The sequence below is a fragment of the Snodgrassella sp. ESL0323 genome (genome assembly GCF_013346865.1).
GTDB lineage: Bacteria > Pseudomonadota > Gammaproteobacteria > Burkholderiales > Neisseriaceae > Snodgrassella > Snodgrassella alvi.
This window is the reverse complement of sequence record NZ_JAAEDT010000015.1, coordinates 149,565-174,764: the sequence shown is the minus strand read 5'-3', so window position 1 is coordinate 174,764 and position 25,200 is coordinate 149,565. Positions and strand designations below refer to the sequence as shown.

Annotated in this window: 19 protein-coding genes; 10 read left to right on the top strand and 9 right to left on the bottom strand. The window is 39.3% G+C overall.

The genetic code is table 11. From position 1 onward, the window contains the following. The first annotated feature begins 1 nt into the window (after position 1). The 5 genes from ispG to hfq all read left to right on the top strand — a co-directional run bounded on the left by ispG (position 2) and on the right by hfq (position 5,176). A complete protein-coding gene (gene ispG, locus GY065_RS06215) occupies positions 2 to 1,270 on the top strand; it encodes a flavodoxin-dependent (E)-4-hydroxy-3-methylbut-2-enyl-diphosphate synthase (RefSeq protein WP_174833465.1) in 1,269 nt (422 codons plus the stop codon). A 66-nt stretch (positions 1,271 to 1,336) separates the two neighbouring features. Further along, positions 1,337 to 2,629, top strand: coding sequence for a histidine--tRNA ligase (gene hisS / locus GY065_RS06210; RefSeq protein ID WP_174833464.1), 1,293 nt, complete (start codon positions 1,337 to 1,339; stop codon positions 2,627 to 2,629). Next, complete coding sequence (locus GY065_RS06205; RefSeq protein ID WP_174833463.1) at positions 2,629 to 3,255, top strand: tetratricopeptide repeat protein; 627 nt, start codon at positions 2,629 to 2,631, stop codon at positions 3,253 to 3,255. Before hisS ends, GY065_RS06205 begins: the two co-directional genes overlap by 1 nt. Before the next feature lie 135 nt (positions 3,256 to 3,390). Next, positions 3,391 to 4,842 carry a ribosome biogenesis GTPase Der gene (gene der, locus GY065_RS06200; RefSeq protein WP_174833462.1) on the top strand — a complete coding sequence of 484 codons (1,452 nt, stop codon included), beginning with the start codon at positions 3,391 to 3,393 and terminating at the stop codon, positions 4,840 to 4,842. 85 nt (positions 4,843 to 4,927) lie between these two features. Further along, a complete protein-coding gene (hfq, locus tag GY065_RS06195) occupies positions 4,928 to 5,176 on the top strand; it encodes an RNA chaperone Hfq (RefSeq protein ID WP_037395054.1) in 249 nt (82 codons plus the stop codon). 51 nt (positions 5,177 to 5,227) lie between these two features. Here hfq and GY065_RS06190 read toward each other — a convergent pair whose 3' ends face one another. The 7 genes from GY065_RS06190 to GY065_RS06160 all read right to left on the bottom strand — a co-directional run bounded on the left by GY065_RS06190 (position 5,228) and on the right by GY065_RS06160 (position 13,040). Continuing rightward, complete coding sequence (locus GY065_RS06190; RefSeq protein WP_037476230.1) at positions 5,228 to 5,560, bottom strand: SMR family transporter; 333 nt, start codon at positions 5,558 to 5,560, stop codon at positions 5,228 to 5,230. A gap of 268 nt (positions 5,561 to 5,828) precedes the next feature. After that, a complete protein-coding gene (locus tag GY065_RS06185) occupies positions 5,829 to 6,506 on the bottom strand; it encodes an epoxyqueuosine reductase QueH (RefSeq protein WP_174833461.1) in 678 nt (225 codons plus the stop codon). 129 nt (positions 6,507 to 6,635) lie between these two features. Beyond that, positions 6,636 to 7,133 (bottom strand): thiol peroxidase, encoded by a 498-nt coding sequence (gene tpx, locus GY065_RS06180; protein ID WP_078474892.1) that lies wholly within the window; start codon positions 7,131 to 7,133, stop codon positions 6,636 to 6,638. Between the two features lie 289 nt (positions 7,134 to 7,422). Beyond that, on the bottom strand, positions 7,423 to 7,923 hold the full coding sequence (locus GY065_RS06175) for a dihydrofolate reductase (RefSeq protein ID WP_180214768.1): 501 nt from the start codon (positions 7,921 to 7,923) through the stop codon (positions 7,423 to 7,425). Positions 7,924 to 7,928: 5 nt separating this feature from the next. Then, a complete protein-coding gene (locus tag GY065_RS06170) occupies positions 7,929 to 8,723 on the bottom strand; it encodes a thymidylate synthase (protein ID WP_100116552.1) in 795 nt (264 codons plus the stop codon). Between the two features lie 36 nt (positions 8,724 to 8,759). Next, positions 8,760 to 9,833 (bottom strand): tRNA dihydrouridine(20/20a) synthase DusA, encoded by a 1,074-nt coding sequence (gene dusA / locus GY065_RS06165; RefSeq protein ID WP_174833459.1) that lies wholly within the window; start codon positions 9,831 to 9,833, stop codon positions 8,760 to 8,762. Between the two features lie 171 nt (positions 9,834 to 10,004). Next, positions 10,005 to 13,040 carry a lipopolysaccharide assembly protein LapB gene (locus tag GY065_RS06160; protein WP_174833458.1) on the bottom strand — a complete coding sequence of 1,012 codons (3,036 nt, stop codon included), beginning with the start codon at positions 13,038 to 13,040 and terminating at the stop codon, positions 10,005 to 10,007. A 427-nt stretch (positions 13,041 to 13,467) separates the two neighbouring features. On the opposite strand from GY065_RS06160, the gene GY065_RS06155 reads away from it, so the two are divergent. Next, on the top strand, positions 13,468 to 13,662 hold the full coding sequence (locus GY065_RS06155) for a CsbD family protein (protein ID WP_025330793.1): 195 nt from the start codon (positions 13,468 to 13,470) through the stop codon (positions 13,660 to 13,662). A 147-nt stretch (positions 13,663 to 13,809) separates the two neighbouring features. On the opposite strand, the gene GY065_RS06150 is transcribed toward GY065_RS06155, so the two are convergent. Further along, positions 13,810 to 14,994 carry an MFS transporter gene (locus GY065_RS06150; protein WP_174833457.1) on the bottom strand — a complete coding sequence of 395 codons (1,185 nt, stop codon included), beginning with the start codon at positions 14,992 to 14,994 and terminating at the stop codon, positions 13,810 to 13,812. Between the two features lie 243 nt (positions 14,995 to 15,237). Between GY065_RS06150 and GY065_RS06145 the strand changes: the two genes are divergently transcribed. After that, a complete protein-coding gene (locus GY065_RS06145) occupies positions 15,238 to 16,125 on the top strand; it encodes a LysR family transcriptional regulator (protein ID WP_174833456.1) in 888 nt (295 codons plus the stop codon). A 69-nt stretch (positions 16,126 to 16,194) separates the two neighbouring features. On the opposite strand, the gene GY065_RS06140 is transcribed toward GY065_RS06145, so the two are convergent. Then, complete coding sequence (locus GY065_RS06140; protein WP_174833455.1) at positions 16,195 to 18,087, bottom strand: DUF262 domain-containing protein; 1,893 nt, start codon at positions 18,085 to 18,087, stop codon at positions 16,195 to 16,197. Positions 18,088 to 19,017: 930 nt separating this feature from the next. Between GY065_RS06140 and GY065_RS06135 the strand changes: the two genes are divergently transcribed. The 3 genes from GY065_RS06135 to GY065_RS06125 all read left to right on the top strand — a co-directional run bounded on the left by GY065_RS06135 (position 19,018) and on the right by GY065_RS06125 (position 24,783). Then, complete coding sequence (locus GY065_RS06135) at positions 19,018 to 21,666, top strand: DEAD/DEAH box helicase family protein (RefSeq protein ID WP_202984040.1); 2,649 nt, start codon at positions 19,018 to 19,020, stop codon at positions 21,664 to 21,666. After that, positions 21,663 to 23,213, top strand: a complete 1,551-nt coding sequence (locus tag GY065_RS06130) for a restriction endonuclease subunit S (protein ID WP_174833454.1) — start codon at positions 21,663 to 21,665, stop codon at positions 23,211 to 23,213. The genes GY065_RS06135 and GY065_RS06130 overlap by 4 nt, the downstream gene beginning before the upstream one ends. Before the next feature lie 76 nt (positions 23,214 to 23,289). Next, positions 23,290 to 24,783 (top strand): class I SAM-dependent DNA methyltransferase, encoded by a 1,494-nt coding sequence (locus tag GY065_RS06125; protein WP_174833453.1) that lies wholly within the window; start codon positions 23,290 to 23,292, stop codon positions 24,781 to 24,783. Positions 24,784 to 25,200 lie beyond the last annotated feature (417 nt).

The following is a 25,200-nucleotide window of genomic DNA, read 5'->3' as shown; positions in this document are numbered from 1 at the left end:
AATGACTTTGGCTGGCGTACGCAGAAAAACACATCAGGTAAAAGTTGATCATGTGGTAATAGGCTCTGATGCACCAGTCAGAGTGCAGTCGATGACTAATACGGACACGGCTGATGCAGAACAAACAGCCATTCAGGTAAAAGCACTGGCAGATGCTGGCTCAGAACTGGTACGTATTACAGTTAACTCACCTCAGGCGGCAGCCAGAGTATCTGAAATTCGCCAGCGTCTGAATGACATGGGCTGTAATGTCCCCTTAGTTGGTGATTTTCATTTTAATGGCGATCGCCTGCTTAAAGATTATCCGGATTGTGCAACAGCACTTTCAAAATACCGGATTAACCCCGGTAATGTGGGTAAAGGGGTGAAGGGTGATGAAAAATTTGCTTTCATGATCCATACAGCAGCAGAGCACGATAAAGCTGTTCGCATCGGAGTAAACTGGGGGTCGCTGGATCAGGCTCTTGCAAAGCGCATGATGGATAATAATCTGGCCTTAGCAACCCCCCAGCCTGCTGAAACAGTTATGAAAGAAGCATTGATTGTTTCTGCACTGGAATCTGCGCAAAAGGCAGAAAGTCTGGGTTTACCGGCTGACCGGATTATATTGTCTTGCAAAGTATCAAATGTACAGGATTTAATAGAGGTTTATTATAATCTGGCCGCACGCTGTCTGTATCCGCTGCATCTTGGTTTAACCGAAGCAGGAATGGGAAGTAAAGGTATTGTAGCCTCTTCTGCAGCTCTTGCTATTTTATTACAACAGGGAATTGGTGATACTATTAGAGTATCGCTTACTCCTGAGCCGGGAAGTACGCGGACTCAGGAAGTAGTGGTTGCTCAGGAAATCCTGCAAACCATGGGCTTGCGCTCTTTTACGCCGCTGGTAACAGCATGCCCGGGGTGCGGACGTACAACCAGTACCGTGTTTCAGGAACTGGCACGGGATATTCAGCAATATTTGCGGGAAAAAATGCCAGTATGGCGGCTTCAATATCCTGGTGTTGAAAATCTGAATGTGGCCGTTATGGGTTGTGTCGTTAACGGCCCGGGTGAAAGTAAACTTGCTGATATCGGTATATCTTTACCAGGTACCGGTGAAACACCTGTTGCTCCTGTATATGTTGACGGCGAGCGCAAAACCACCTTAAAAGGCGAGCATATGGCTGAAGAGTTTCTGGCTTTGGTAGAAGAATATATTCAGACCAATTATGGTGAGCAGGGTAAAAAGCGGGAAACAGCGAAAGTGATTCCGATTACGGCTTTATAAGATAAATATACTGTTATAGCTGTCAGCAGCTAATATAGTTTAATAGGGATAAACAAATTAATTAATATGGGTCAGAAAATCCAGGCCGTTAAGGGCATGAATGATTTACTGCCATTAGAGCAGAAAGATTTTAAACTGACATCTGCACTCTGGCAGGCGTTTGAAGACGTAGTGGTCGCATGGACACGCAGTTTTGGTTATAACCAAATTCGTACACCGGTTGTTGAGCAAACAGGTTTGTTTGTACGTTCAATCGGTGAAGAAACCGATGTTGTGGGCAAAGAAATGTATACATTTGCCGATTCTAACGACAAACTGAGCCTGAGCCTGCGGCCGGAAGGTACAGCCTCCTGTCTTCGTGCAGTTGTTGAGCACAACTTACTTTATAATAGTCCGCAAAAATTATGGTATATGGGGCCGATGTTCCGACGGGAACGCCCACAAAAAGGACGATATCGTCAGTTTCATCAGGTTGGTGTTGAGGCATTAGGATTTAACGGGCCTGATGTAGATGCCGAACTGATTGCTATGACTGCAAACCTCTGGGAACGGCTGGGTATTAGGGAATATCTCACACTTGAATTAAATACTCTTGGTAATCAGCAGGAGCGTGCTGCTCACCGTACTGCACTAATTGCTTATTTACAACAGCATGAAGCCATTCTGGATGAGGATAGCCGGCGTCGTATGCATACTAATCCGTTACGTGTGCTGGATACTAAGAATCCTGATTTACAGGCAATGGCGAATGCTGCGCCACGTCTTATAGATTATCTGGGTGCAGAATCACTTGCACACTATAATACTTTAAAAAATATGCTGGACGGGCTCGGTATCACATATGTAGAAAATCCGCGTCTGGTTCGCGGTTTGGATTATTATAATCTGACCGTATTTGAATGGACGACAACTAAACTGGGCGCACAGGCAACAGTATGCGGTGGCGGACGTTATAACGGGCTGATCGAAGAGCTTGGCGGTAAACCGGCGCCGGCCATTGGCTTTGCTCTGGGTATTGAACGTTTATTACTGCTTGTTCAGGAATTCGGTAAACTACATGTGAATAATGCGCCTGATGTTTATGTAATACATCAGGGAGAAGGAAGTAGTCTCAAAGCTATGCAGCATATAGTATTATTACGGGCAGCAGGGCTGAATGTTTATTTACACTGTGGTGATCAAAGCCTGAAAGCTCAATTAAAGAAAGCTGATGCCAGCGGTGCGGCAATAGCAGTTATCGTGGCTCAGGACGAGCAATTAAACAATACGCTGACGCTTAAAAATCTGCGTACTCATGAACAACAGACTGTTGCTGCTGAGGCAGCTTTACAGTTAATCCAACAATGGAAGAATGCATAATGGTTGTACATATTCAGGATGAACAGGAAGTTGCGAATTTCAAATATTTCTGGCAACGCTGGGGACGCTGGATTTTTGCTATACTAGTTATATTGTCATTGGCATATTTGGGGTATGTGCTGTATCAGAGTCATTTACGCAGCAATGATGAAAAGGCAGCCGTTATATTTGAAACATTTGTTACTCAGGCTGGTGCTAATAATATGGCTGAAAGTAAAAAGGCACTCATACAGCTACAGGAAAAATATCCTGAGACTATGAATACTACCCAGGCAACACTGATGATGGCCGGTTCTGCATTTGATGATGGCAAATATGATGAAGCTATCCGTCATTTGCAATGGGTTAAAGCCAGACAGCACGATGACTTATTGCAAACAATCGTTGCGCAGCGACTGGCTAGCGTATATTTACAGCAAAGTAAATATAATGAAGCATTACAGGCACTGGATGTGAAAGTTACTGATGCGTTTAAACCAGTTCTGCTGGAAACTAAAGGTGATGTTTTACAGGCACAGAAGAAAAATGCCGAAGCTGTTGCTATTTACCAGCAAGCTTTGAATTTATTATCAAAAGATTCAGTACAACGCGAATTCATTCAATTGAAAATAAGCAGTTTGAGTTAACCAATGCTTAATAAAACCTGAAGTTCCGGCCGGAAAAATCGGCAGGAACTTCAGGTTTATCAGTTGTACTGAAAAGCTTGCCGCTGGCAGGCTATTGCTGTTTTAGAGCAATAGAAATTATCTGAAAGAATAAATATGAAACCAACGATTGTTCTGGTTGGTCGCCCGAATGTAGGCAAATCAACATTATTTAACCGCCTGACCCGTACACGTGATGCACTGGTTGCCGATTTACCCGGCCTAACCCGCGACCGGCATTACGGGCACGGCAGAGTAGGAAGTAAACCTTATCTGGTTGTTGATACCGGTGGTTTTGAGCCGGTAGTAGATAGCGGTATCTTATATGAAATGGCTCGCCATACTTTGCAAGCCGTAGATGAGGCGGATGCAGTTATCTTTCTGGTAGACGGACGTACCGGTCTGACGCCACAGGATAAGATTATCGCCAACCATTTGCGCCAGAGTTCCAGGCCTGTATATCTGGCAGTGAATAAAGGTGAGGGCACTAACAGACCGATTCTGGCAGCAGAGTTTTATGAATTAAGTCTGGGAGAGCCTATCGTTATATCAGGGGCGCATGGTGACGGCGTGTACGGGCTGATAGAAACTGTACTGGAAGACTTTCCCGAAGAAGAGGAACAGGTAAACAGTCATCATCCGGTTTTTGCAGTTATTGGTCGGCCAAATGTCGGCAAATCAACTTTAGTTAACGCAATCCTGGGTGAGGAGCGGGTTATTGCTTTTGACATGGCCGGTACCACACGTGACTCAATTCACATTGATTTCGAGCGCAACGGCAACCCTTTTACCATTATCGATACTGCCGGAGTACGTCGTCGTGGCAAAGTAGATGACGCCATCGAGAAGTTTTCCGTTATTAAAGCAATGCAGGCTATCGAAGCGGCTAACGTAGCTGTACTGGTACTCGATGCACAACAAGATATAGCCGATCAGGATGCAACTATTGCCGGCTTTGCATTGGAAGCTGGGCGTGCTTTAGTTGTTGCAGTAAATAAATGGGACGGAATAACCGAAGAGCGTAAGCAACAGGTTAAGCGTGATATAGCACGTAAACTGTATTTTCTTGATTTTGCCAAATTTCATTATATTTCGGCATTGAAAGAAAAAGGAATTGACGGGCTTTTCAGCTCAATTCAGGCCGCCTATGATGCTGCAATGATTAAACTGCCTACCCCGAAAATTACCCGCGTATTGCAAAGCGCACTGGAACGGCAGCAGCCTCCGCGCGCCGGCTTAATTCGCCCTAAAATGCGTTATGCCCATCAGGGCGGCATGAATCCGCCAGTTATAGTCATACATGGTAATGCCTTACAGCATATCAGCGATGCTTATACCCGATATCTGACACAAACATTTCGCAAAGCATTTCATTTACAGGGGACACCTTTACGTATTCAATATAATGTAAACGAGAATCCATATCAGGAAAATGACAGCAAACCAGCGCAGCCATTGCGTCGTGTCAAACTAAGTAACCGAATTGCCAAGCGTGAACAGATAAAACAATCGAAAAAGCAGGTAAAGCGTAAAAATAAAGTCAGTTCAAAGAAAACAAATGCCCATTAATGTGATAGCATTGACACTGCTTTCTAAATCGCTGTACGCAGGTGCAGCTAAGCGATAACATAATCAAAAAAACAGGAGTAGCCAAATGAGCGCCAAAGGACAAATGTTACAAGATCCTTTCTTGAATGCACTGCGAAAAGAGTATGTGCCAGTTTCAATTTATCTGGTAAACGGTATTAAACTACAGGGTCAGGTGGAATCATTTGACCAGTATGTTGTACTTTTGCGTAATACTTCAGTAACACAAATGGTATACAAACATGCGATTTCCACAATTGTGCCTGCTCGTGCAGTAAGCTTGCAGCATGAACCGAAATCTGCATCAGCAGAATAATACAGTCATACTGCATTAGCAAAAAAACCGTGGATTTCCACGGTTTTTTTGCTAATGAGTCATCGATTTGGAAAACAGATTAATCACAATAACACCCGCCAGTATCAGACCGATGCCAATAATTGCCGGCATATCCAGCTTTTGTCCGAATTTGATCCAGGCTATGACTGACACACAAACAATGCCCACACCGGACCACACTGCATAAGCAATGCCTACAGGCATAGTTTTCAGAGTTTGTGCAAGCGAATAAAACGAAATAATATAGCCCAGAACAGAGCAAATACTGGGCATCAGCCGGGTAAAACCATTACTCAGCTTAAGCATACTGGTTGCAAATATCTCAGCCAGTATAGCGATGGAAAGAAAAATCCATTGATTCATGTTTATCCTTCTCGTTACTGCATTAGTTTCCTTGTGCAGCTATATTACGTATGGTTTGTATAAACTGAGTACAAATTTATCGAGTTTTACATAATGTTCAACCAAAAAATTTCAATATCAGCTTGAATGAAAATAAAGCCATTCCTGAAAAATTTAACCTGAACACTTTCCACTTTCTCATATAAAAACGGATTCAAGTCTGAATCCGCTTTTAGAGAGTAATACTGATGAAGTGACTCAAAATACAACCAATGATTAGCAAAAATACTTAAGCCTTTTCTTCAGTACCATAAAATTTCGTTCCAATTTTAATGCTTTCTCTGCCATGCTCACGCCGCCAGGCATTGCTGTCACGTAAAGAATAAGCACAGCCACAGTATTCCTGCTGATAAAACTGCTCACGCTTACTAATCTCAATCATACGCTGACTACCGCCGCCTTTACGCCAGTTATAATCCCAGTAAACAAGATTAGGATATTTTTCTGCCGCACGTTTGCCGCAATCGTTTATTTGCTGCATATTTTTCCAGCGGGAAATCCCTAATGAGCTAGTAATAACCGAAAAACCGTTTTCATATGCGTACAATGCTGTGCGTTCAAAGCGCATATCAAAACACATAGTACAGCGAATGCCGCGTTCCGGTTCAAACTCCATCCCTTTAGCGCGTTCAAACCAGTTGTCCATATCATAATCAGCATCAATAAAAGGAATATTAAATTTTTCCGCAAATGCCTTGTTTTCATCCTTGCGGATTTCATATTCTTTTTTCGGGTGAATATTAGGATTATAGAAGTAAATCGTATAATCAATACTAGAGGCCAGCATTGCTTCCATAACCTCACCAGAGCAGGGCGCACAGCAAGAATGAAGCAATACTTTATTTTCCCCGTTGGGAGGAGTTAATTTCGGGCGTTGTATATCGGTAGTCAGTTTTTGTGGGTTCATTGATGTGATTTCCTGTTATTCTAGTTAAATATCTTTATCAGTAGATTTTAACAAAGCTGCCAGCGCAACGACATAGCCCGAAAGAAAAAAAGCGTTCAGATATCTGAACGCTTGTATAAAAAAGCCATTTTAAAGAGCGGCTAATGCCTGCTCATAATCCGGCTCTGTCGTAATTTCAGCCACTAACTGACTGTATAAAACTTGATTATTTTCATCCAGTACAATAACCGCACGGGCACATAAGCCGGCTAAAGCACCGCTGCTCAGTTTAACCCCGTAGTTTTCCTTAAATTCAGGATGACGGAATGTTGACAGAGTTTTTACCTGATCCAGCCCTTCTGCACCACAAAAACGAGCCTGCGCAAATGGCAAATCGGCAGAAATACACAACACAACAGTATTAGAAAGATTGGCCGCAGCTGCATTAAAATGGCGTACAGATGCAGCACAAACACCCGTATCTACACTAGGGAAAATATTCAGTACTTTACGTTTACCGGCAAAATCGGTAAGCGATAATTCATTTAAACCGGCATCAGTCAGCGTAAAAGCTGGTGCTGTACTGCCTGTTTTTGGAAACTGACCACTGACTTCAACAGCGGTACCTTGCAGAGTTACTTTACTCATGACTGCATCCTTCTGATGTTTAATTTGATTAACAATGTGCAGACTTATTGTGGGGGATTGGCAGGGAACTGTCAAAGATTATCTATGCTGATTATATGCAGTAAATAGCAGCAAATATAGCGCCTGCATAAACGCAGAAAACCAACATTTTTCTGACAATTCAGCAAAAACGTAAATCTTAGAAAATACTACTAAGAAAATTTACAGCATCATCAATCAGCCAGTTTGCATTACAGTCTCTGATTTCAGAGCAATCGGACTGAATACAAACTGGCTTGCGCAATAAAACTTACTCAACACCAGGCCGGCGTACATAATGCTGTAAATCATAAGCAATATTATTTTTACTGCTTACATGACTGCTGCTTTCAGTTTGCTGCCAGATATTCGTATCAATTGCCGGAAAAAAAGTATCTCCGGCAACATCAACATGAATTCTGGTTAACTGCAAATCGGTAGCCAGAGGCATCGCCTGAGTATAAATTTGTGCCCCGCCCATAATAATAATTTCAGGGCAACCGGCTAATTGCCTGAGCGCTTCTTCAACACTGTGACACAAAATTGCTCCGCTGAATGTCTGCGCATCCTGCCGGCTGATAACATAATTGGCGCGGCCTGGAAGCGGTTTTCTGGGCAGCGACTCCCACGTTTTACGTCCCATAACAACCGGCTTGCCCATAGTGTAACTTTTAAAAAATTCAAAGTCTTCGGGTACATGCCATGGAATACGGTTATTTTCGCCAATACAGTTATTATCTGAAAGAGCGGCAATCAACGTAATTTTATTCAGAGTATTCATACAGCTACTGGTGCTTTAATGTGGGCATCCGGATGATAATCAGTAAGCGTAAAATCTTCAAACTGAAAAGAAAACAGATTTTTTACATCAGGATTCAGATGCATTTGCGGCAGTTTTTTCGGTGTGCGGCTTAACTGCAGTTTAGCTTGTTCAAAATGATTACTATATAAATGAGCATCACCCAGCGTATGAATAAATTCCCCCGGCTCTAAATCACATACCTGAGCAATCATCATCGTAAGCAGAGCATAGCTGGCAATATTAAAAGGCACACCCAGAAAAATATCAGCACTGCGCTGATAAAGCTGACAGGAAAGCTTGCCTTCAACCACATAAAACTGAAACAGAGCATGGCAGGGCGGTAAAGCCATCTCATCTACCAGTGCCGGATTCCATGCAGAAACAATCAGGCGACGGCTGTCGGGATTGTGTTTAATCTGTTGCAGCAGATTACTGATCTGGTCGATATGGCGGCCATCCGGTGCCGGCCAGCTGCGCCACTGATAACCGTATACCGGCCCCAGATTACCATCAGCATCTGCCCATTCATCCCAGATAGAAACATTATGTTCATGCAAATAGCCGATATTAGTATCGCCGCGCAGAAACCAGAGTAACTCATAAATAATTGAACGTAAATGCAACTTTTTAGTAGTCAGTACAGGAAAGCCATCAGCCAGATTAAAACGCATCTGATAGCCAAAAACTGAGCGCGTACCCGTACCGGTACGGTCTGCTTTATCTGTGCCACGGTCTAAAACGTGTTGCATTAAGTCAAGATACTGTTGCATGCGGATTTATCCAAATAAAAACGGCCTAATTGTAACTTAAATCAACTCAGACTGGCTTGCGGCACTTTCTTTTACCGCCTGCCATGCTTCCGTAATCAGGCTGGCATCGTTATTTTTTAATAACGAAGCATCAGACAGCATCCTCCGCCACTGGCGCGCACCGGGTAAACCATGCATCAGCCCCAGATAGTGCCGAGCCATATGGCGCAATGAAATATCCGGATTAGCCAGCTGCCGACGAGCATAGTCAATTAACTGATTAACCAGGTCTTCATATTCAACAGCCGGCTGGTGACTGGCGTAAAATTCAGCATCCCAGCTGCGCATCAGCATCGGATTATGATAAGCCTCACGTCCGACCATTACCCCGTCAACATGCTGCAAATGCCGGTGAATTTGTGCATTATCAGTAACCCCGCCATTAAGAATAATTTCCAGATCAGGAAATTCCTGTTTCAGACGATAAACATAATCATAACGCAAAGGCGGAATATCACGGTTATCTTTCGGCGATAACCCATCCAGCCATGCATTGCGTGCATGAACAACAAAAATACGGCAGGGCGTTTTTTCACGTAGTGTACCGACAAAATCAGCCAGAGGCTGATAGGCTGTTTCCTTATCCAGACCGATGCGATGCTTAATCGTAACCGGAATATTAACCGCTTCCTGCATGGCATTTAAGCATTGTGCTACCAGTTCAACTTCACGCATCAGGCAGGCACCAAAAGCACCTTGCTGTACCCGCGGGCTAGGGCAGCCGCAGTTAAGATTAATTTCATCATAGTCATAACCGGCAGCAATTTTAGCAGCCTGTGCCAGAACTGCCGGCTCACTGCCGCCCAGCTGCAAAGCAACAGGTTGCTCCTGCGGATGATAGGCCAGTAATCTGTCACTGTTGCCATGGATGATTGCATTAGCATTAATCATCTCTGTATACAGCCACACATTTCTGCTAATCAGTCTGGCCATATAGCGGTAATGCCTGTCTGTCCAGTCCAGCATCGGCGCTACGGATAAAGTTCTTTTCGGTTTGGCATTTTGCCGGAGCTGGTGTGCATCACTCCCGGCTGAATATTCTGCGGCAATAAACTGTTTATGTTCCTGCATAATCCGGCACTCATATAACACCGCCAAAGAAATACCGAACGGATATTTCCGGCCGGTATTTAGTCGGTTAAATTTCTGATACAGGCAGATTATACATGGGATAACCGAACTGCTAGTTTAGCAATAGCAGTAAAGCTGATATTTTAATCAATCCTGCTGTTTTAGCCTGAATCAGCGCAACGGCATTTCAGATTTAATCAGCTTGATTTCTCTTTCACGCCGTTTCTTTTTAAAATGATTTTGCAGCCATATTTTATGCTGCATCTTACATTGCGGCCCCAGATAAATATTATCAATATATTCTTCTACATGCGTATATTCGACATACAAACTGTTAGCAGACTGATAATCTTGCGGTTCAACAATATTATCATCTGCGATATGAGTAATATAAATCATCCGGCACTCATCTTCATCTTCAAAAGCAGCATGTTTTATCAGGCAGGAAATGGGTAATACAGCCAGACTGAGTAGTTCGTCCAGATTGGAAATTTTTTTTAACTCGGAATTATTCGAAAGTTCTGCAATCAACTTTTGTATTGCTTCTAATTTAGTACGAATTTTACTAATTTTATCAGACTCATTTAATGAATTAATATATTCATCCCATTCACTATCAATGGCTTTTGCTGTTTTTTCATTTTTGTTTTCCAGATAAAAGGATTGTTTATTGCGTTTGGCTAACGCTAAATATCCTGTTTCTGGATCAAAATATAGGCAGCGGTATAAAGGCAAAGGATAAAGAGTATTGGCACTTTTAATCTCGATTTGCTCAGTTTCAAATTTTACTTGTTTATTTTCGAATGATTTGATTGATTTAATACTGTGGGATGAGATTATTTCGTTATTGATACTGCGTTGTGTATCCAGACCAAAAAAATTTTTATTAAAAGCAATACTGACACCGGAACCAACAATGTTATCTTCATTACCGTATAAACGAAACTGATTCAGACAATTATGATTAAAGGAAAAACTGGCTAAAAAGCTTTTAATTTCATTATCTGGATGATTGCTGATATTCAGCCAGCTGGTTAATACCTGATTTTCACTGGGATCATTCATAAAATCTACAATATTAAGCCGGAATTTACTGGGGTTTTCTCCTTTCAGCAGACTAAATAATACAGCTGGCTTGGTATAATGAGCGACCCGTCGTTCTTGCTCATTATTATCAAATGAACTAAAAACTAATAAATTATATTTTATATCATCAGTCAAATCACATATATTTTCAATTTTATCAAAGATTGTTTCATTAAGCTTTGCAAATTTCTTCTCATTAGAAATTAGACTGGAATTGCTTTGCATTAATTTTAAAATAAATTGAGCACAAATATAATAATATGGCTGACAATTAGAATAAGTAGCTATTTTGGCAGCTTCAAAAAAACAGCTTTGAGCTTTAGTGAAATTTTTAAGACTATTATTACTACTATATATTTTGCCTAATTCGAATTTAGCTTGAATATATGCTTTAGGACTATCTTGTTCAGAAGCATTGAGATAACGGGCTATAGCATCATTATATTTATTTTCTATTTTATAATAATAGCCTAAATTAACCTGAGCGTTGGCATAAGCTTCGGGATTATCTTCTTTAGTGATCTTTAAAAAAAATGTTTTAGCCTGATCATAATCGTTTTTTATTTCATCATATATACATCCTAAATTAAGCTGAGCATTAGCATAAGCTTCAGGATTATCTTCTTTAGTGATCTTTAAAAAAAATGTTTCAGTCTGATCATAATCGTGTTTTATTTTAAAATATATATTTGCTAAATTATACTGAGCTTTAGCATAGGCTTCAGGATTATCTTCTTTGTTGATATTTAAATAAAAAGCTTCAGCCTGATCATAATCGTGTTTTATTTTAAAATATATATTTGCTAAATTATACTGAGCTTTAGCATAGGCTTCAGGATTATCTTCTTTGTTGATATTTAAATAAAAAGCTTCAGCCTGATCATAATCGTGTTTTATTTTAAAATATATATTTGCTAAATTATACTGAGCTTTAGCATAGGCTTCAGGATTATCTTCTTTGTTGATATTTAAATAAAAAGCTTCAGCCTGATCATAATCGTGTTTTATTTCTTGATATATATATCCTAAAGCAAATTGAGCTTCGGCATAAGCATCAGAACTATCTTCTTTGTTGATATTTAAATAAAAAACTTCAGCCTGATCATAATCGTGTTTTATTTCTTGATATATATATCCTAAAGCGAATTGAGCTTTAGCATAAGTATCAGGATTAACTTCTTTGTTGATATTTAAATAAAAAGCTTCAGCCTGACCATAATTGTGTTTTATTACTTGATATATATATGCTAAATTAAATTGAGCTTGAGCATAAGCATCAGAACTATCTTCTTTGTTGATATTTAAATAAAAAGCTTCAGTCTTAGCATAATCGTGTTTTATTTTATCATATATATATCCTAAATTAAGCTGAGCATTAGCATAAGCTTCAGGATTATCTTCTTTAGTGATCTTTAAAAAAAATGTTTCAGCCTTATCATAATCGTGTTTTATTTCATCATATATATATCCTAAATTAAGCTGAGCATTAGCATAAGCTTCAGGATTATCTTCTTTGTTAATATTTAAATAAAAAGCTTCAGCCTGATCATAATCGTGTTTTATTTCTTGATATAAATATCCTAAATAAACCTGTGCTTCAGCATAGTTTTCAGGATTGTCTTTTTTGTTAATATTTAAATAAAAAGCTTCAGCCTGATCATAATCGTGTTTTATTTCTTGATATATATATCCTAATTTAACCTGTGCATAAGTATAAATTTCAAGATTATTTTTATTAGTAATATTTAAATAAAAAGCTTCAGCCTTATCATAATCATGTTTTATAAAATAATATATATATCCTAAACCAAACTGAGCTAGAGCATAACGTTCTGGACTATCTTCTTTGTTGATATTCAAATAAAAAACTTCAGCCTTATCATAATCGTGTTTTATATCTTGATATAAATATCCTAAATTACACTGGGCTAGAGCATAAAGTTCAGGATCATCTTCTTTGTTGATATTTAAATAAAAATCTTCAGCCTTATCATAATCGTGTTTTATATCTTGATATATATTTCCTAATTTAAACTGAGCTTGAGCATAAGTTTCCTTACCATCCTTACGGGTAATTTTTTCTAATCTTTTGATTTGTTGATCAATATTTTTTTCTTCCATTACTATTCCTGATTATTTATGGCTAAGCAATTAATTTGTATGCTATTTCGTAATACTGTTTGATAGTAATCAAATAAATTGAAAATTTTAAATTTGTCGAAAAAGGAACAAATTTATTAATTTACAATTTAACTAATAATAACAAATATTAAATTTAATATCATAAAATTCATAATTATCTACAGCTATATTTAACCAGATAGATTTTTATTTCTAGATAAAGAAAATTGTAAATAAATTGATATTAAGTTAATTAACTGCATGATTTACCAATAAATTATTTTTATATGTAATTAGCTGCAAATATTGGCGTTTTCCATTGCTTACTGCTAATTGTCTCTCTAAGATAAATCATTGAAGGATAAGAATTTACTTGTGTTTAATTGAATACTGTTGCATGCAGTAGACATACAGAATGGAGATGGTTATGAGCGATAACGGATTTGTAGATAAAGCCAAAGGCGAAGTAAAACAGAACGTGGGTAAAGTAGTGGGTGATACTAAAACCCAGTCTGAAGGAATGGTAGATAAGGCCGTTGGCGGCGTGAAAGAAGCTGTGCATGATGTGGCTAATGCTATAGATGGTGCAGTAGATTCAATCAAGAAAAAATTTCAGGATTAATTCTGAAAAATGTGCACAAGGCCGCTTATTTCAGCGGCCTTTGATTTGAGTTTATATTTCTTTTAAATCAGACAAATTAGCTACAGCTTAAATTTTTCTGCATTGGCGGCATTAGATATAGAAATGTATAAGTGAAATATATTGGTTTCACTGCGCCGGCTTATGCTTCGTTTTGCTGATTAGTAACTGCAACAAACTGAATAAAGTGATCAAAGAGGCAATTAAATAAAGCATTTTCATATTGCCGAAATCAATAATTCCTGCGCCGATAATTGCCCCAATGCCTACGGCTCCATTAAAAATAGCTGCATAAATAGCAGAAGCGGGTAAAGCGTTATCGTTTCCTGCCAGCCGAATTACCCATGCCTGAATACCAACAAATAATATGGCTACACCTAAACCCCACGCAAACACTAATACCATCAGCATGATTGGATTATGTGACAAGACTGCACTCAGTAGAATCAGACTGCCACAAATCAGCACTAAGCCTGCACCAAGTATACTTTTCAGATATCTGTCTATAAACAGACCACATAACAGATTACCAGCTACACCGGCTATACCGAATACAAACAGACAAACAGCAATCCAGTTGGCAGAAATAGCCATTTCTGCGGCCATAAATACTTCAATATAGGTAAAAGCAGCAAAATGGGCGATGATGGCAGCAGTAGCAATCAGATAAACTTGGCGTAACTGCTTAATCTGAAGAACTGCTGAAAATTGTTTTCTCCCCATTCGGGAAGTACCGGATACAGCCGGCAGGGTAAAAGCCAGAATAATTGCGGTAATTATGGCTAATACGCTCAGCAATAAAAAAGATAAACGCCAGCCAATGGTGCTGCTAATCCAGTTAATAAGGGGAACACCGAGTATACTGGCTATCGAAACACCGCTGAATATAATTGCTGTGGCTCTGCCGGTATATTTGTCTGATACCAGTTGCGCCCCCATAGTGCCAGCCATCGCCCAGAATGCACCATGTGCAACTGCACCGGCCAGACGAGCGATTAAAAGTACAGAAAAATGCTCACTAATAGCCGCAATACCATTCGATGCAGCCATCAGCAACATTAATACAATTACTGCTAGTTTACGAGGCAGATGGCTGAATGTGGTAACTGAAACAAGGGCAGCAACAGCCCCCAGCCATGCATACAGCGTCACAACCAAACCGGTAGTGCCGCTGTTTTGTCCCATAGATGAGGCTATAGCGGATAACATACCAATCGGTGCCAGCTCGGTACTCACCACAATAAATGACGCTATTGCAAGCATGCAAACAGCCATCCAGTTACGCCATTGTGTCTTATTTTCTAAATTATTCACTAAATCATTTCCTCTTTTGCAATCAATTTTTCAAACAGATAGAGTTCGGCCTGATATACAAACCTAAAAAGGTCGGCAATTGTTCACAGCCGGCTGAAAACAGATGGTATTGAGTTGTTATAAATCTGCTTTTAAACATAGTTATTAGCTTGGTGAAAGCAGCGTTAATTCAGTATACTTTGCGAAAATTGACAGATATATAGCTAAATCTGGTAACTGGTTTTCCAGAATCGGAAATCAAATATGAACAAAAAACTATGCTGGGATGATACTAAAGTATTTCTGGCAATCGTACGTGAAGGCACATTGAGTGGTGCTGCAAAGACATTAAAACTTGGCATTGCTACAACTTACCGCCGTCTGGAACGTATGGAAGAAGTGCTGGGATATAGGTTATTTATCCGCGATCAGCAAGGGTATAAATTAACAGATGAAGGCAGAATACTCGTTTCGCAGGCAGAAATACTGGAACAGGCCGGACACGCGTTTGATGCCATGGCTACCGGAGTCAATGCCGGTGTCACTGGGCACGTGCGTTTGGCTACGGCTCAGGGGCTGGCTGATCATCTTATTATTCCGGCTTTACCCAAGCTCTATTCAGCACATCCTAATTTGACCCTGGAACTGGTTACCGGAGTATCAACTATCAATTTGCAAAGAAGAGACGCTGATATGGCCTTGCGTCTGGTTCGCCCGGAGCAGGGTAAAGTAACCATCCGCCGATTAGGCGAGCTTGGTTTTGGTTTGTATGCCTCTGAAAGCTATTTACAGCGCAAACCGCTAAACAGAGAAGAAACAATGTTAAAAAACGCTGATTTTATCGGCTGGCCGGAAACACATCAGAACTTGCCGGCAGCAAAGTGGATAGAAAAAAACAGCCGTGGCAAATGTTGTCTGAGAGCCGGCAGCATGTCTGCACATATCAGTGCAGTTGAAGCATGTATCGGAATGGGTGTCTTACCGAATTTTATTGCCTTAACCAAAAATCTGATTTGTATTCACAACGATATTGGCTGTAATCAACCCATTTGGCTAGTCATCCACTCCGACCTTACTAATTCCGGAAGAATAAGGGTGGTAGCTGATTTTCTGAGTAATTTGGTGCAAGAAAATCAAACTCGGCTTGCTTGAGTGGTTTTGTAAAGCTTTCTTTAGTACAAATCATTTTATATATTAAAATTTTGCGTAGTTAATTGCACATTAAAAATGTATATATTCTGTTTCTTCTGTTTCTTCTGTTTCATCATCAAGTTGCAAGTCATCTTCCTTTACTTCTCCCTGATATGCTTTTTTACCCATTGCTTCTTCTATAAGTGCTAATAGTTGTTTTTGTCTATCTTCAATAAATGCAGTGAAATTATCTTCCCTAAGTAGTACAGGGTTAATACAATGTGATTTTAAATATATATCTAAATCAGCTGGTTCTATTTTAAATTCTTTTTCTATTTTTTTTAAATAAATGGAAGGAGCAGAGCTACCAATAATACGGTTGGTTTTATAGCTTAAAGGAGTTTTATTAATAACAGAATCAAAAATCTTAGAGCTAAAGTTCTGCTTTCTACACCATTCTTTAGGAAAGATATGATGGATATCTACATTTTCGCCAAAAAACACAGTATGGCTATACTCTTGGCTTGAGATAAAATCTTTTGCACCTTGTTTCATTAAAAGTGCATTAATCCCTTTATATGCCGCAGATAAACGGGTTTTCATAGTTTTTAATCTGTCTGGTCTGAACAATGCCTCGCTAACCGTCGATGGTTCTGTAGCACCCTTTAACCATGCTGGTACTTCCATGAAATCCCTTGCAATGCGTGTATCTACAGCAGATCCGTAAAGCTCACCAAATACACCATTCCAGTACCATTGAGTTAATTTTCGTCTATTAGTTTCATGTTTCCATTCATCGCCTATATCTGCTAATATAGCTGCTAAAGGAACTATTTGTGATTGATAAGGTAGGTCACTTACTTGGTAAATATGCAGCATATGTAAAAATTTAGCTGCTTTTTTAAAGCCTTCTTCTACTTGTTCTTCATACTTTAGATAAGCTGATAAGGGAAGATCTAGTAAGGCGTGGCGATTACCAGATACTGTTGGTAATTCATTCCCTTGTTTACCTGTTTGTTCTGCTTCTCGTCTACGTTCTCTTGTATAGAACAAAGAGATCGCTTGTAAAAAATCTGTATTGGAAACTTTACTAATAATACCTTTCTTGTTTTCTGAAATACTGCAAGCATTATTAAAACGTATTTGTCGACCTGTATTTTCATCATTATCATACCAGTCTTTACGCAATTCATACCCTTGAGCTGCATAAATTGCTGTAACTAATTCAAAAGCTTCAAGTGCTTTTCCTTTGGTATTTACTTTTTCGAATACCACACATACAGCTTCTTTACTGGTTTCTCTGTCTAAAGCGATAACAGGTACACGATAAGATTTAAAATTCTCTAAAATTTCTCGTTTAAATTGTCTGAATATTTCTCTTTGGTGCTTATTATTATCACCTGCCCAGTAGCTATCAAAACCATCTTGCCATTCATCCCAGTCAAAAACTTCAGTCATCGGAAAAATAAAATTAGCATATTCTTTTTCAGGTGAAGATATATCTAACACTATTTCTCGTCCAAATTGACTAGTTACTTTTTTATCTTCGGGGATACTTAAAATAGCTTCATCTCTGTCTATCTTAGGATCTAATGCTCTTTTTATATCAATGTAAAACCAGCGTTTAACCTTTTTATTTTTAGGCGTCACTGTCTCAACAACTTTTTTGCGTAAAGTTACTAGATACATTGAAGTAATACGTTGTTGACCGTCTAATAGTAAGGATTGAGGTGTTTCCGTTTTAGCACTTTCTGGCACTCCCTCTATTAATCTAGGTTGAAATTCTACAGATCCCCCTGTATAGAGCGTCATCAATGCTCCTATTGGAAATGATCGGGATATAGAGGCAATAAGACTTTTTATTGTATCTTCATCCCAAACCCAACTTCTTTGGAAATCAGGTAATTGAATTACGCCATTGTGACAATCGTTAAGAAGTTTCGAAAGATCAATCGGATTTGTTTGAAATGTTGGGCCAGACATATCTAAATATCCTTTGTTAATATTAGTTTAACTTAAACAGTATTATTTACTATTTATTATATTAATATCAAGTTGTATGTAATTTTTAATTATGAGTAAATAAATTGTTTGCATCTTGCTCAATTCATTAAGAATTGGTTTTAGTTTATAAATTTATTAAAATGTGGTTTTATATCTTAAGTAATGTTTGTAATCATATTAATTAATTATAAGCATTAAAAAATTAAAAATTATGGCACAAGTTTTTAATTTATAATAAAAAGAAAAAATATTTAAACTTTTTTATTTAAATAAATGTTTTTTATTTCGTACACCAACAACCACACCCTAACCAATATCTCTTTAAACAATCCAGCAGCGCATAGAAAATGCATTTTTAATGCATTTTTAACAAAAAGAAAGTTACAAATCCCCAGTCTTGATAACAAAATTCAATCTATTTGTCTAATTATAAATATGTTAAATTTATAATATGCTTTCTTACTACAATAAGAAAACTAATTAGGTATAGCTTCTATTCCTTTGTTATCTTGTTCGCATAATGGCTTAATTCCCAAATATTTAGCGTAGATATGTTATAGAAACAAAGCCCAGCTGATCTATGAATTCTTACACAACAAGGACACAGTTCAGAAAATTTAGCTGTAAGATTTTAATAAATTGTGTAAGCTATTCTACTTTGATACTGGGGAATTGTAAAAGCAAGCGATGAAGTTAATCCTCAGATAAAAGTGCGCTGCACAAACTAATAAGCAGGGATGTGAAAGCATGGTCAATCAGAATCCAGAACAAAAAGCCCGTGATCAAATAGATGCATTGCTCGCGTAAGCGGGATGGGTAGTACAAGACAAACAGAAAATCGATTTTTCTGCTTCTACTGGTATTGCAGTTCGCGAATTCCCGACAGATACAGGACCTGCTGATTATGTATTGTTTGTTGACAAGAAAGAAGTAGGCGTAATTGAAGCTAAACCTGAAACTTGGGGTGAGAAAATCACTATAGTTGAAGAGCAATCACAAAAATATGCTAACTCTACTTTAAAGTGGGTTAATAATAGCCAGCCTTTGCGCTTTGTTTATGAAAGCACTGGTATCATCACTCGCTTTACAGATAGACTAGACCCGCGCCCACGCTCCCGCGAAGTGTTTAACTTCCATCGTCCGGAAACTATTGCAAAATGGAGCAAAGAATCTAAAAGTCTGCGAGGACGCTTACAAGATTTTCCACCGCTGATAAAAGAAGGTTTGCGTAATTGCCAGATTACGGCTATTACTAATCTGGAAGAATCGTTGAAACAAGATAAACCTCGCGCTTTGGTACAGATGGCTACAGGTTCTGGAAAAACTTTTACCGCGATTACAGCCTGTTATCGCCTGTTACGCGAACCAATAAGTGTTAGTCGCATTTTATTTCTGGTAGACACTAAAAATCTTGGAGAACAAGCAGAACAAGAGTTCATGAGCTTCATGCCGAATGATGATAACCGCAAATTTACTGAGCTTTATAATGTTCAGAGATTGAAAAATCAATACATCGCCAAAGATACTCAAGTCTGTATTAGTACCATTCAACGTATGTACTCCATTTTAAAAGATGAGCCATTGGACGAATCTCTTGAGGAACAAAACCCAGCAGAGCACCAATTTACCAAGCCTAAAAAACCATTGCCAGTGGTATACAATAAAAAAATTCCACCTGAGTTTTTTGATGTAATCATCATTGATGAGTGCCACCGCTCTATTTACAATCTGTGGCGGCAGGTTCTGGAGTATTTTGATGCTTATCTGATTGGACTAACCGCTACACCAGACAATCGTACCTTTGGTTTTTTCCGTAAGAATGTCGTAAGTGAATATAACCATGAAAAAGCTGTGGCCGATGGTGTTAATGTTGGTAATGAAATTTTTATTATTGAAACCGAAAAGACTACGCGCGGGGGAAAGATTGAAGCAAAACAGCTTGTGGAGCGTCGCGAGCGTACAACCCGGCACAAACGCTGGGAGCAACAGGATCAGGATGAAATTTATACGGCGAAGCAGCTCGACCGCAATATTGTAAACCCAGATCAAATTCGCACAGTTATCCGTACGTTCAAAGAATCACTGCCAACCATCTTTCCCGGCCGTAAAGAAGTGCCCAAAACCCTGATCTTTGCCAAAACCGACAGTCATGCCGATGACATTATACAAACCGTCCGCGAAGAGTTCGGTGAAAGTAATCAGTTCTGCAAAAAAGTTACCTACCGAGCCGCCAATGACAAAACCAACTCTGAAGGCAAAGTAACTGAAAAAGGTGAAGATCCCAAATCCGTGCTCACCCAGTTCCGTAATGACTATTATCCGCGTATTGCAGTCACTGTTGATATGATTGCTACTGGTACTGATGTCAAGCCGCTAGAATGTCTACTGTTTATGCGTGATGTAAAAAGCAAAAACTACTTTGAACAAATGAAAGGGCGCGGTACCCGCACACTGGATAAAGACAGTTTGCAAAAGGTCACGCCCTCCGCGCAGAGTGCTAAAACACACTATGTTATTGTCGATGCTATTGGCGTCACCAAGTCGGTTAAAACTGCAAGCCAACCTTTGATTACCAAACCTAGCGTGTCGCTTAAAGACTTAGCGATGAGCGTCATGTTGGGTGCGAGTGATAGTGATACTGTTTCATCGCTAGCTGGACGCCTGGCACGATTAGACAAACAACTTAATGACAGAGAGCGTGCCCGCATTACTGAAAAAGCCGGTGGCACGACACTCCTTACGATTGTGAGTGATCTTTTCAACGCTATTGATGGTGACAGTGTAGAGCGAAAAGCCTTGGAAATCGTTGACCAACCTGTCGGTACCGATCCTGGTGATGATGCCCGTAACCAAGCTCAACAACAGCTGGTTAGTGTGGTCGCAAACGTGTTTAACGGTGACTTGATAGAGCTAATTGATTCTATCCGTCGGGATAAAGAGCAAATTATTGTTCATGATGACTTGGATACAGTACTTAAAACTGGTTGGGGTGGGGAAGTAACCGAAAACGCCAAGGAACTAGTACAAGAATTTACCGATTATTTGAAAGATCATGCAGACGAAATTGATGCGCTTACCATCTATTTCCATACTCCTGAACGGCGTTCTGAGGTCACATACTCACAAATTAAATCCCTGTTAGAAAAGCTCAAACAAGATCGCCCTAAGCTGGCACCACTGCGTATCTGGCAGGCTTACGCCCATTTGGATAACTACCAAGGTGAAAATCCGCTTACGGAACTCACTATTTTAGTAGCACTGATTCGCCGGGTGTGCGGTATTGATAGTAAAATTAAACCTTTTAATAGCACTGTAAGAAAAAATTTTCAGGATTGGATTATGAAGTACCACTCAGGAAACTCTGAAAAATTTAATGAACAGCAAATGCAATGGTTGCAAGCCATTCGCGACCATATCGCTAGCTCTTTTCACTTTGAGCGAGATGATTTAGATATGACACCTTTTGATGCCAAAGGTGGTTTGATGGGCATGTATCAGCAATTTGGTGACAGGATGGACTGGGTGATTGAAGAATTAAATCGGGAGTTGGTGGCGTGATAAATCATTTAAAAAGCATGCTACCACCCTCTTGGGAAAGCGTTACGCTTGGAGAATTTGTTGAAAATGAAAAAGGGAAAAAACCTAAGAAGCAAGCAATAGAAAAAAATGCCGAGTGTAATCTTCCTTATATTGATATAGAAGCTTTCGAAGAGGGAAAGATTAAGTCTTGGACTAATGGTGAAGGCTGTCGAATTTGTTATGAATCTGATTTTTTAATGGTTTGGGATGGTTCACGTTCTGGTTTGGTCGGAAAAGGAATGTATGGTGCGTTGGGAAGCACACTTGTCCGTATCAATTTCCCTAATATGAATAACCAGTATGCGTATTATTTTCTTCTGTCTAAATATCAGGAAATCAATACAAGAGCTAAGGGCAGCGGAACACCTCATGTGGATCCAGCTCTTCTTTGGAATTATCAATTTCCTATTGCTCCTTTCAACGAACAAAAACGTATCGTCGCTAAAATCGAAGAACTGTTCTCTGAGCTGGATAACGGCATTACTGCGCTAAAAATCGCCCGCGAACAACTTAAAGTCTACCGCCAGTCTGTGCTTAAACACGCCTTTGAAGGTAAGCTTACTGCGAAATGGCGTGAGGATAATGCAGATAAACTGGAATCCCCAGAACAACTTCTCGCCCGCATCCAACAGGAACGCGAAGCCCGCTATCAAGAACAACTGGAAGATTGGAAGGCGGCAGTAAAAGAGTGGGAAGCTAATGGTAAAGAGGGGAAAAAACCGGGTAAACCTAAGAAATTGATTCAACTTACTCTGCAGTCTGAAACATCAAATCTAAAGCTTGCTTTCCTACCATCTGGCTGGTTTCACATCAAACTGGGAAACTTAATTGACGAACCAGTTTACGGTACATCAGCTAAATGTGATTATGAAACTGGCGAGCAAAGTGTACTTCGTATTCCTAATATTTCAGCGGGAATAATAGATGACACTGATTTGAAGTTTGCTAACTTTGAAAAAGGTGAGGTCGACCATCTTCGCTTAATGATTGGTGACATATTAGCTATACGTTCCAATGGGAGCATATCACTAGTTGGCAGTTGTGGGCTTGTCAAAAAAAAGGATACAAAACACATATTTGCTGGCTACTTAATCAGATTGAGACCCAATAAAAAAATGATAAAATCAGAATATTTATTGGCAGCCATGAGTAGTCATCTTATTCGCCAACAAATAGAGTCAGCTGCAAAATCAACTAGTGGTGTCAATAATATCAATAGTAGTGAATTGCAAAATCTAATTATTCCTCTGACTTCAATACAAGAACAAGAAGTTTTGATATCATTGTTGGATTCTATACTTCCGATGATTAAATCAACTGAAATTGAAATCGATAAGCAGCTAGCAAAAGCCGAAACCCTACGTCAATCCATTCTGAAAAAAGCTTTTTCTGGTCAATTGGTACGACAAGATCCAAGTGACGAACCAGCTAGTAAACTGCTGGCTCGTATTCAGGCGGAAAAAGAGTTTGTCAACACTCAGAAAACCTCAAAATCAAACAAGAGACATTCAGTGTCCAGCCATTAGATGACAGGAAAAATCAATTTTTATATAAAAGCCACATTGATGCGCTTTTTATTTATCCAGTTAGAAATATATAATTATGAACACATCAACAATCATTTCCAAAGTCTGGAGTTTCTGCACCACTCTGCGTGATGACGGTGTAGGTTATGGCGACTATCTTGAACAGCTAACCTATTTAATCTTTCTTAAGATGGCGGATGAATACGCCAAACCACCTTACTCTCGTGATGTGGGTATTCCGGAAAAATACAATTGGCAGGCGCTTACTAGTAAGAAAGGTGCAGAGCTTGAAGTAATTTACGTGGAATTGCTACGTGAATTAGGTAAGCAGAAAGGGATGCTCGGCCAGATTTTTACCAAAGCACAAAACAAGATTCAAGACCCGGCCAAGTTATACCGTCTGATCGATATGATCGACAGTACCCAGTGGATCATGATGGGGGCAGATGTTAAGGGTGACATCTATGAAGGGTTACTAGAAAAGAACGCTGAAGATACCAAGTCTGGTGCAGGACAGTATTTTACACCGAGGGCATTAATCCGCGCGATGGTTGAGTGCATTCGACCAGAGCCGGAAAAAACTATTGCTGACCCTGCCTGTGGTACAGGTGGATTTTTTCTCGCTGCTTATGACTTTCTAACAAATCCAGAAAATACCGCTCTCGACAAAAAGCAAAAGCAATTTCTAAAGCACCGCACATTTTACGGTAATGAAATCGTTGCCAATACCCGTCGCTTGTGTTTGATGAATATGTTCCTGCATAACATTGGTGAAATCGATGGCGATACACTGATTTCTCCTAATGACGCGCTAATAGCAGCCAACCCTGTTAGTGTAGACTATGTGCTTGCCAATCCACCCTTTGGTAAAAAAAGCTCAATGAGCTTTACTAACGAAGAAGGAGAGCAGGAGACGGATGAACTCACTTATAACCGGCAAGACTTCTGGGCTACGACTTCCAATAAGCAGCTTAACTTTGTTCAGCATATTCGCAGCATGCTGAAAACCACCGGTAAGGCCGCCGTAGTGGTACCGGATAACGTGCTGTTTGAAGGGGGTGCAGGCGAAACAATTCGCAAAAAGCTACTAGAAAACACCACTCTGCATACCATTCTGCGCTTACCCACAGGCATATTTTATGCACAAGAGGTTAAAGCGAACGTTTTATTTTTTGATAACCAGCCCGCCAGCCCAGAGGCATGGACAAAAGAAGTGTGGTTTTATGATTACCGTACCAACATTCATCACACCCTGAAGAAAAAACCAATGCGTTTTGACGATCTGGCCGACTTTATCGAATGTTACAACCCGAAAAACCCTGCCAAGCGCAAAGAAACTTGGCATCCTGAAAATAATCCAGAAGGTCGCTGGCGTAAATACAATGTTGAGGAATTGCTTACACGAGACAAAACTAGTCTGGATATTTTCTGGTTGAAAGATAAAAGCTTAACCGACCTTGATAATTTACCAGAACCAGATGTAATCGCAGAAGAAATTATCGAAAATTTGGAGGCCGGTTTAAATAGTTTCAGAGAAGTACTTAGCGCACTATCTAAACAATCAACATAAATAGTAAAACCTATTTGGACAGGATGCTTCTGGTATCCTGTTTAAAAAAGCTTCATGAATTCATAAATAGACTGAGCTGGCAAAATCCAGCTTTTCTAATTCAATTTTATTTTCTGTCAGTTTTAAATTATTAAAAATAACTTTTAATAAATTTTTTAATAAATAAAAACAGTTAATTTGTTAATATAAATGGTTTCAATAAAGAAATTTTAGAAATCGATAAAAACTAAAATTTTCCCAATAATTCTGGTACCGACATACTGGATATAATTCTGCTATTGCTAATTGTTCGAAAAATTTTAGTCAAAATACTTTAAGCTCTGTATTACCTTTCTCAAGCTGAATAGACATTCAAAGATTATAGCTATAATTTATGCCTTTTAAGACATGAATTTCTTTAAGTTGGTTACAAATCAG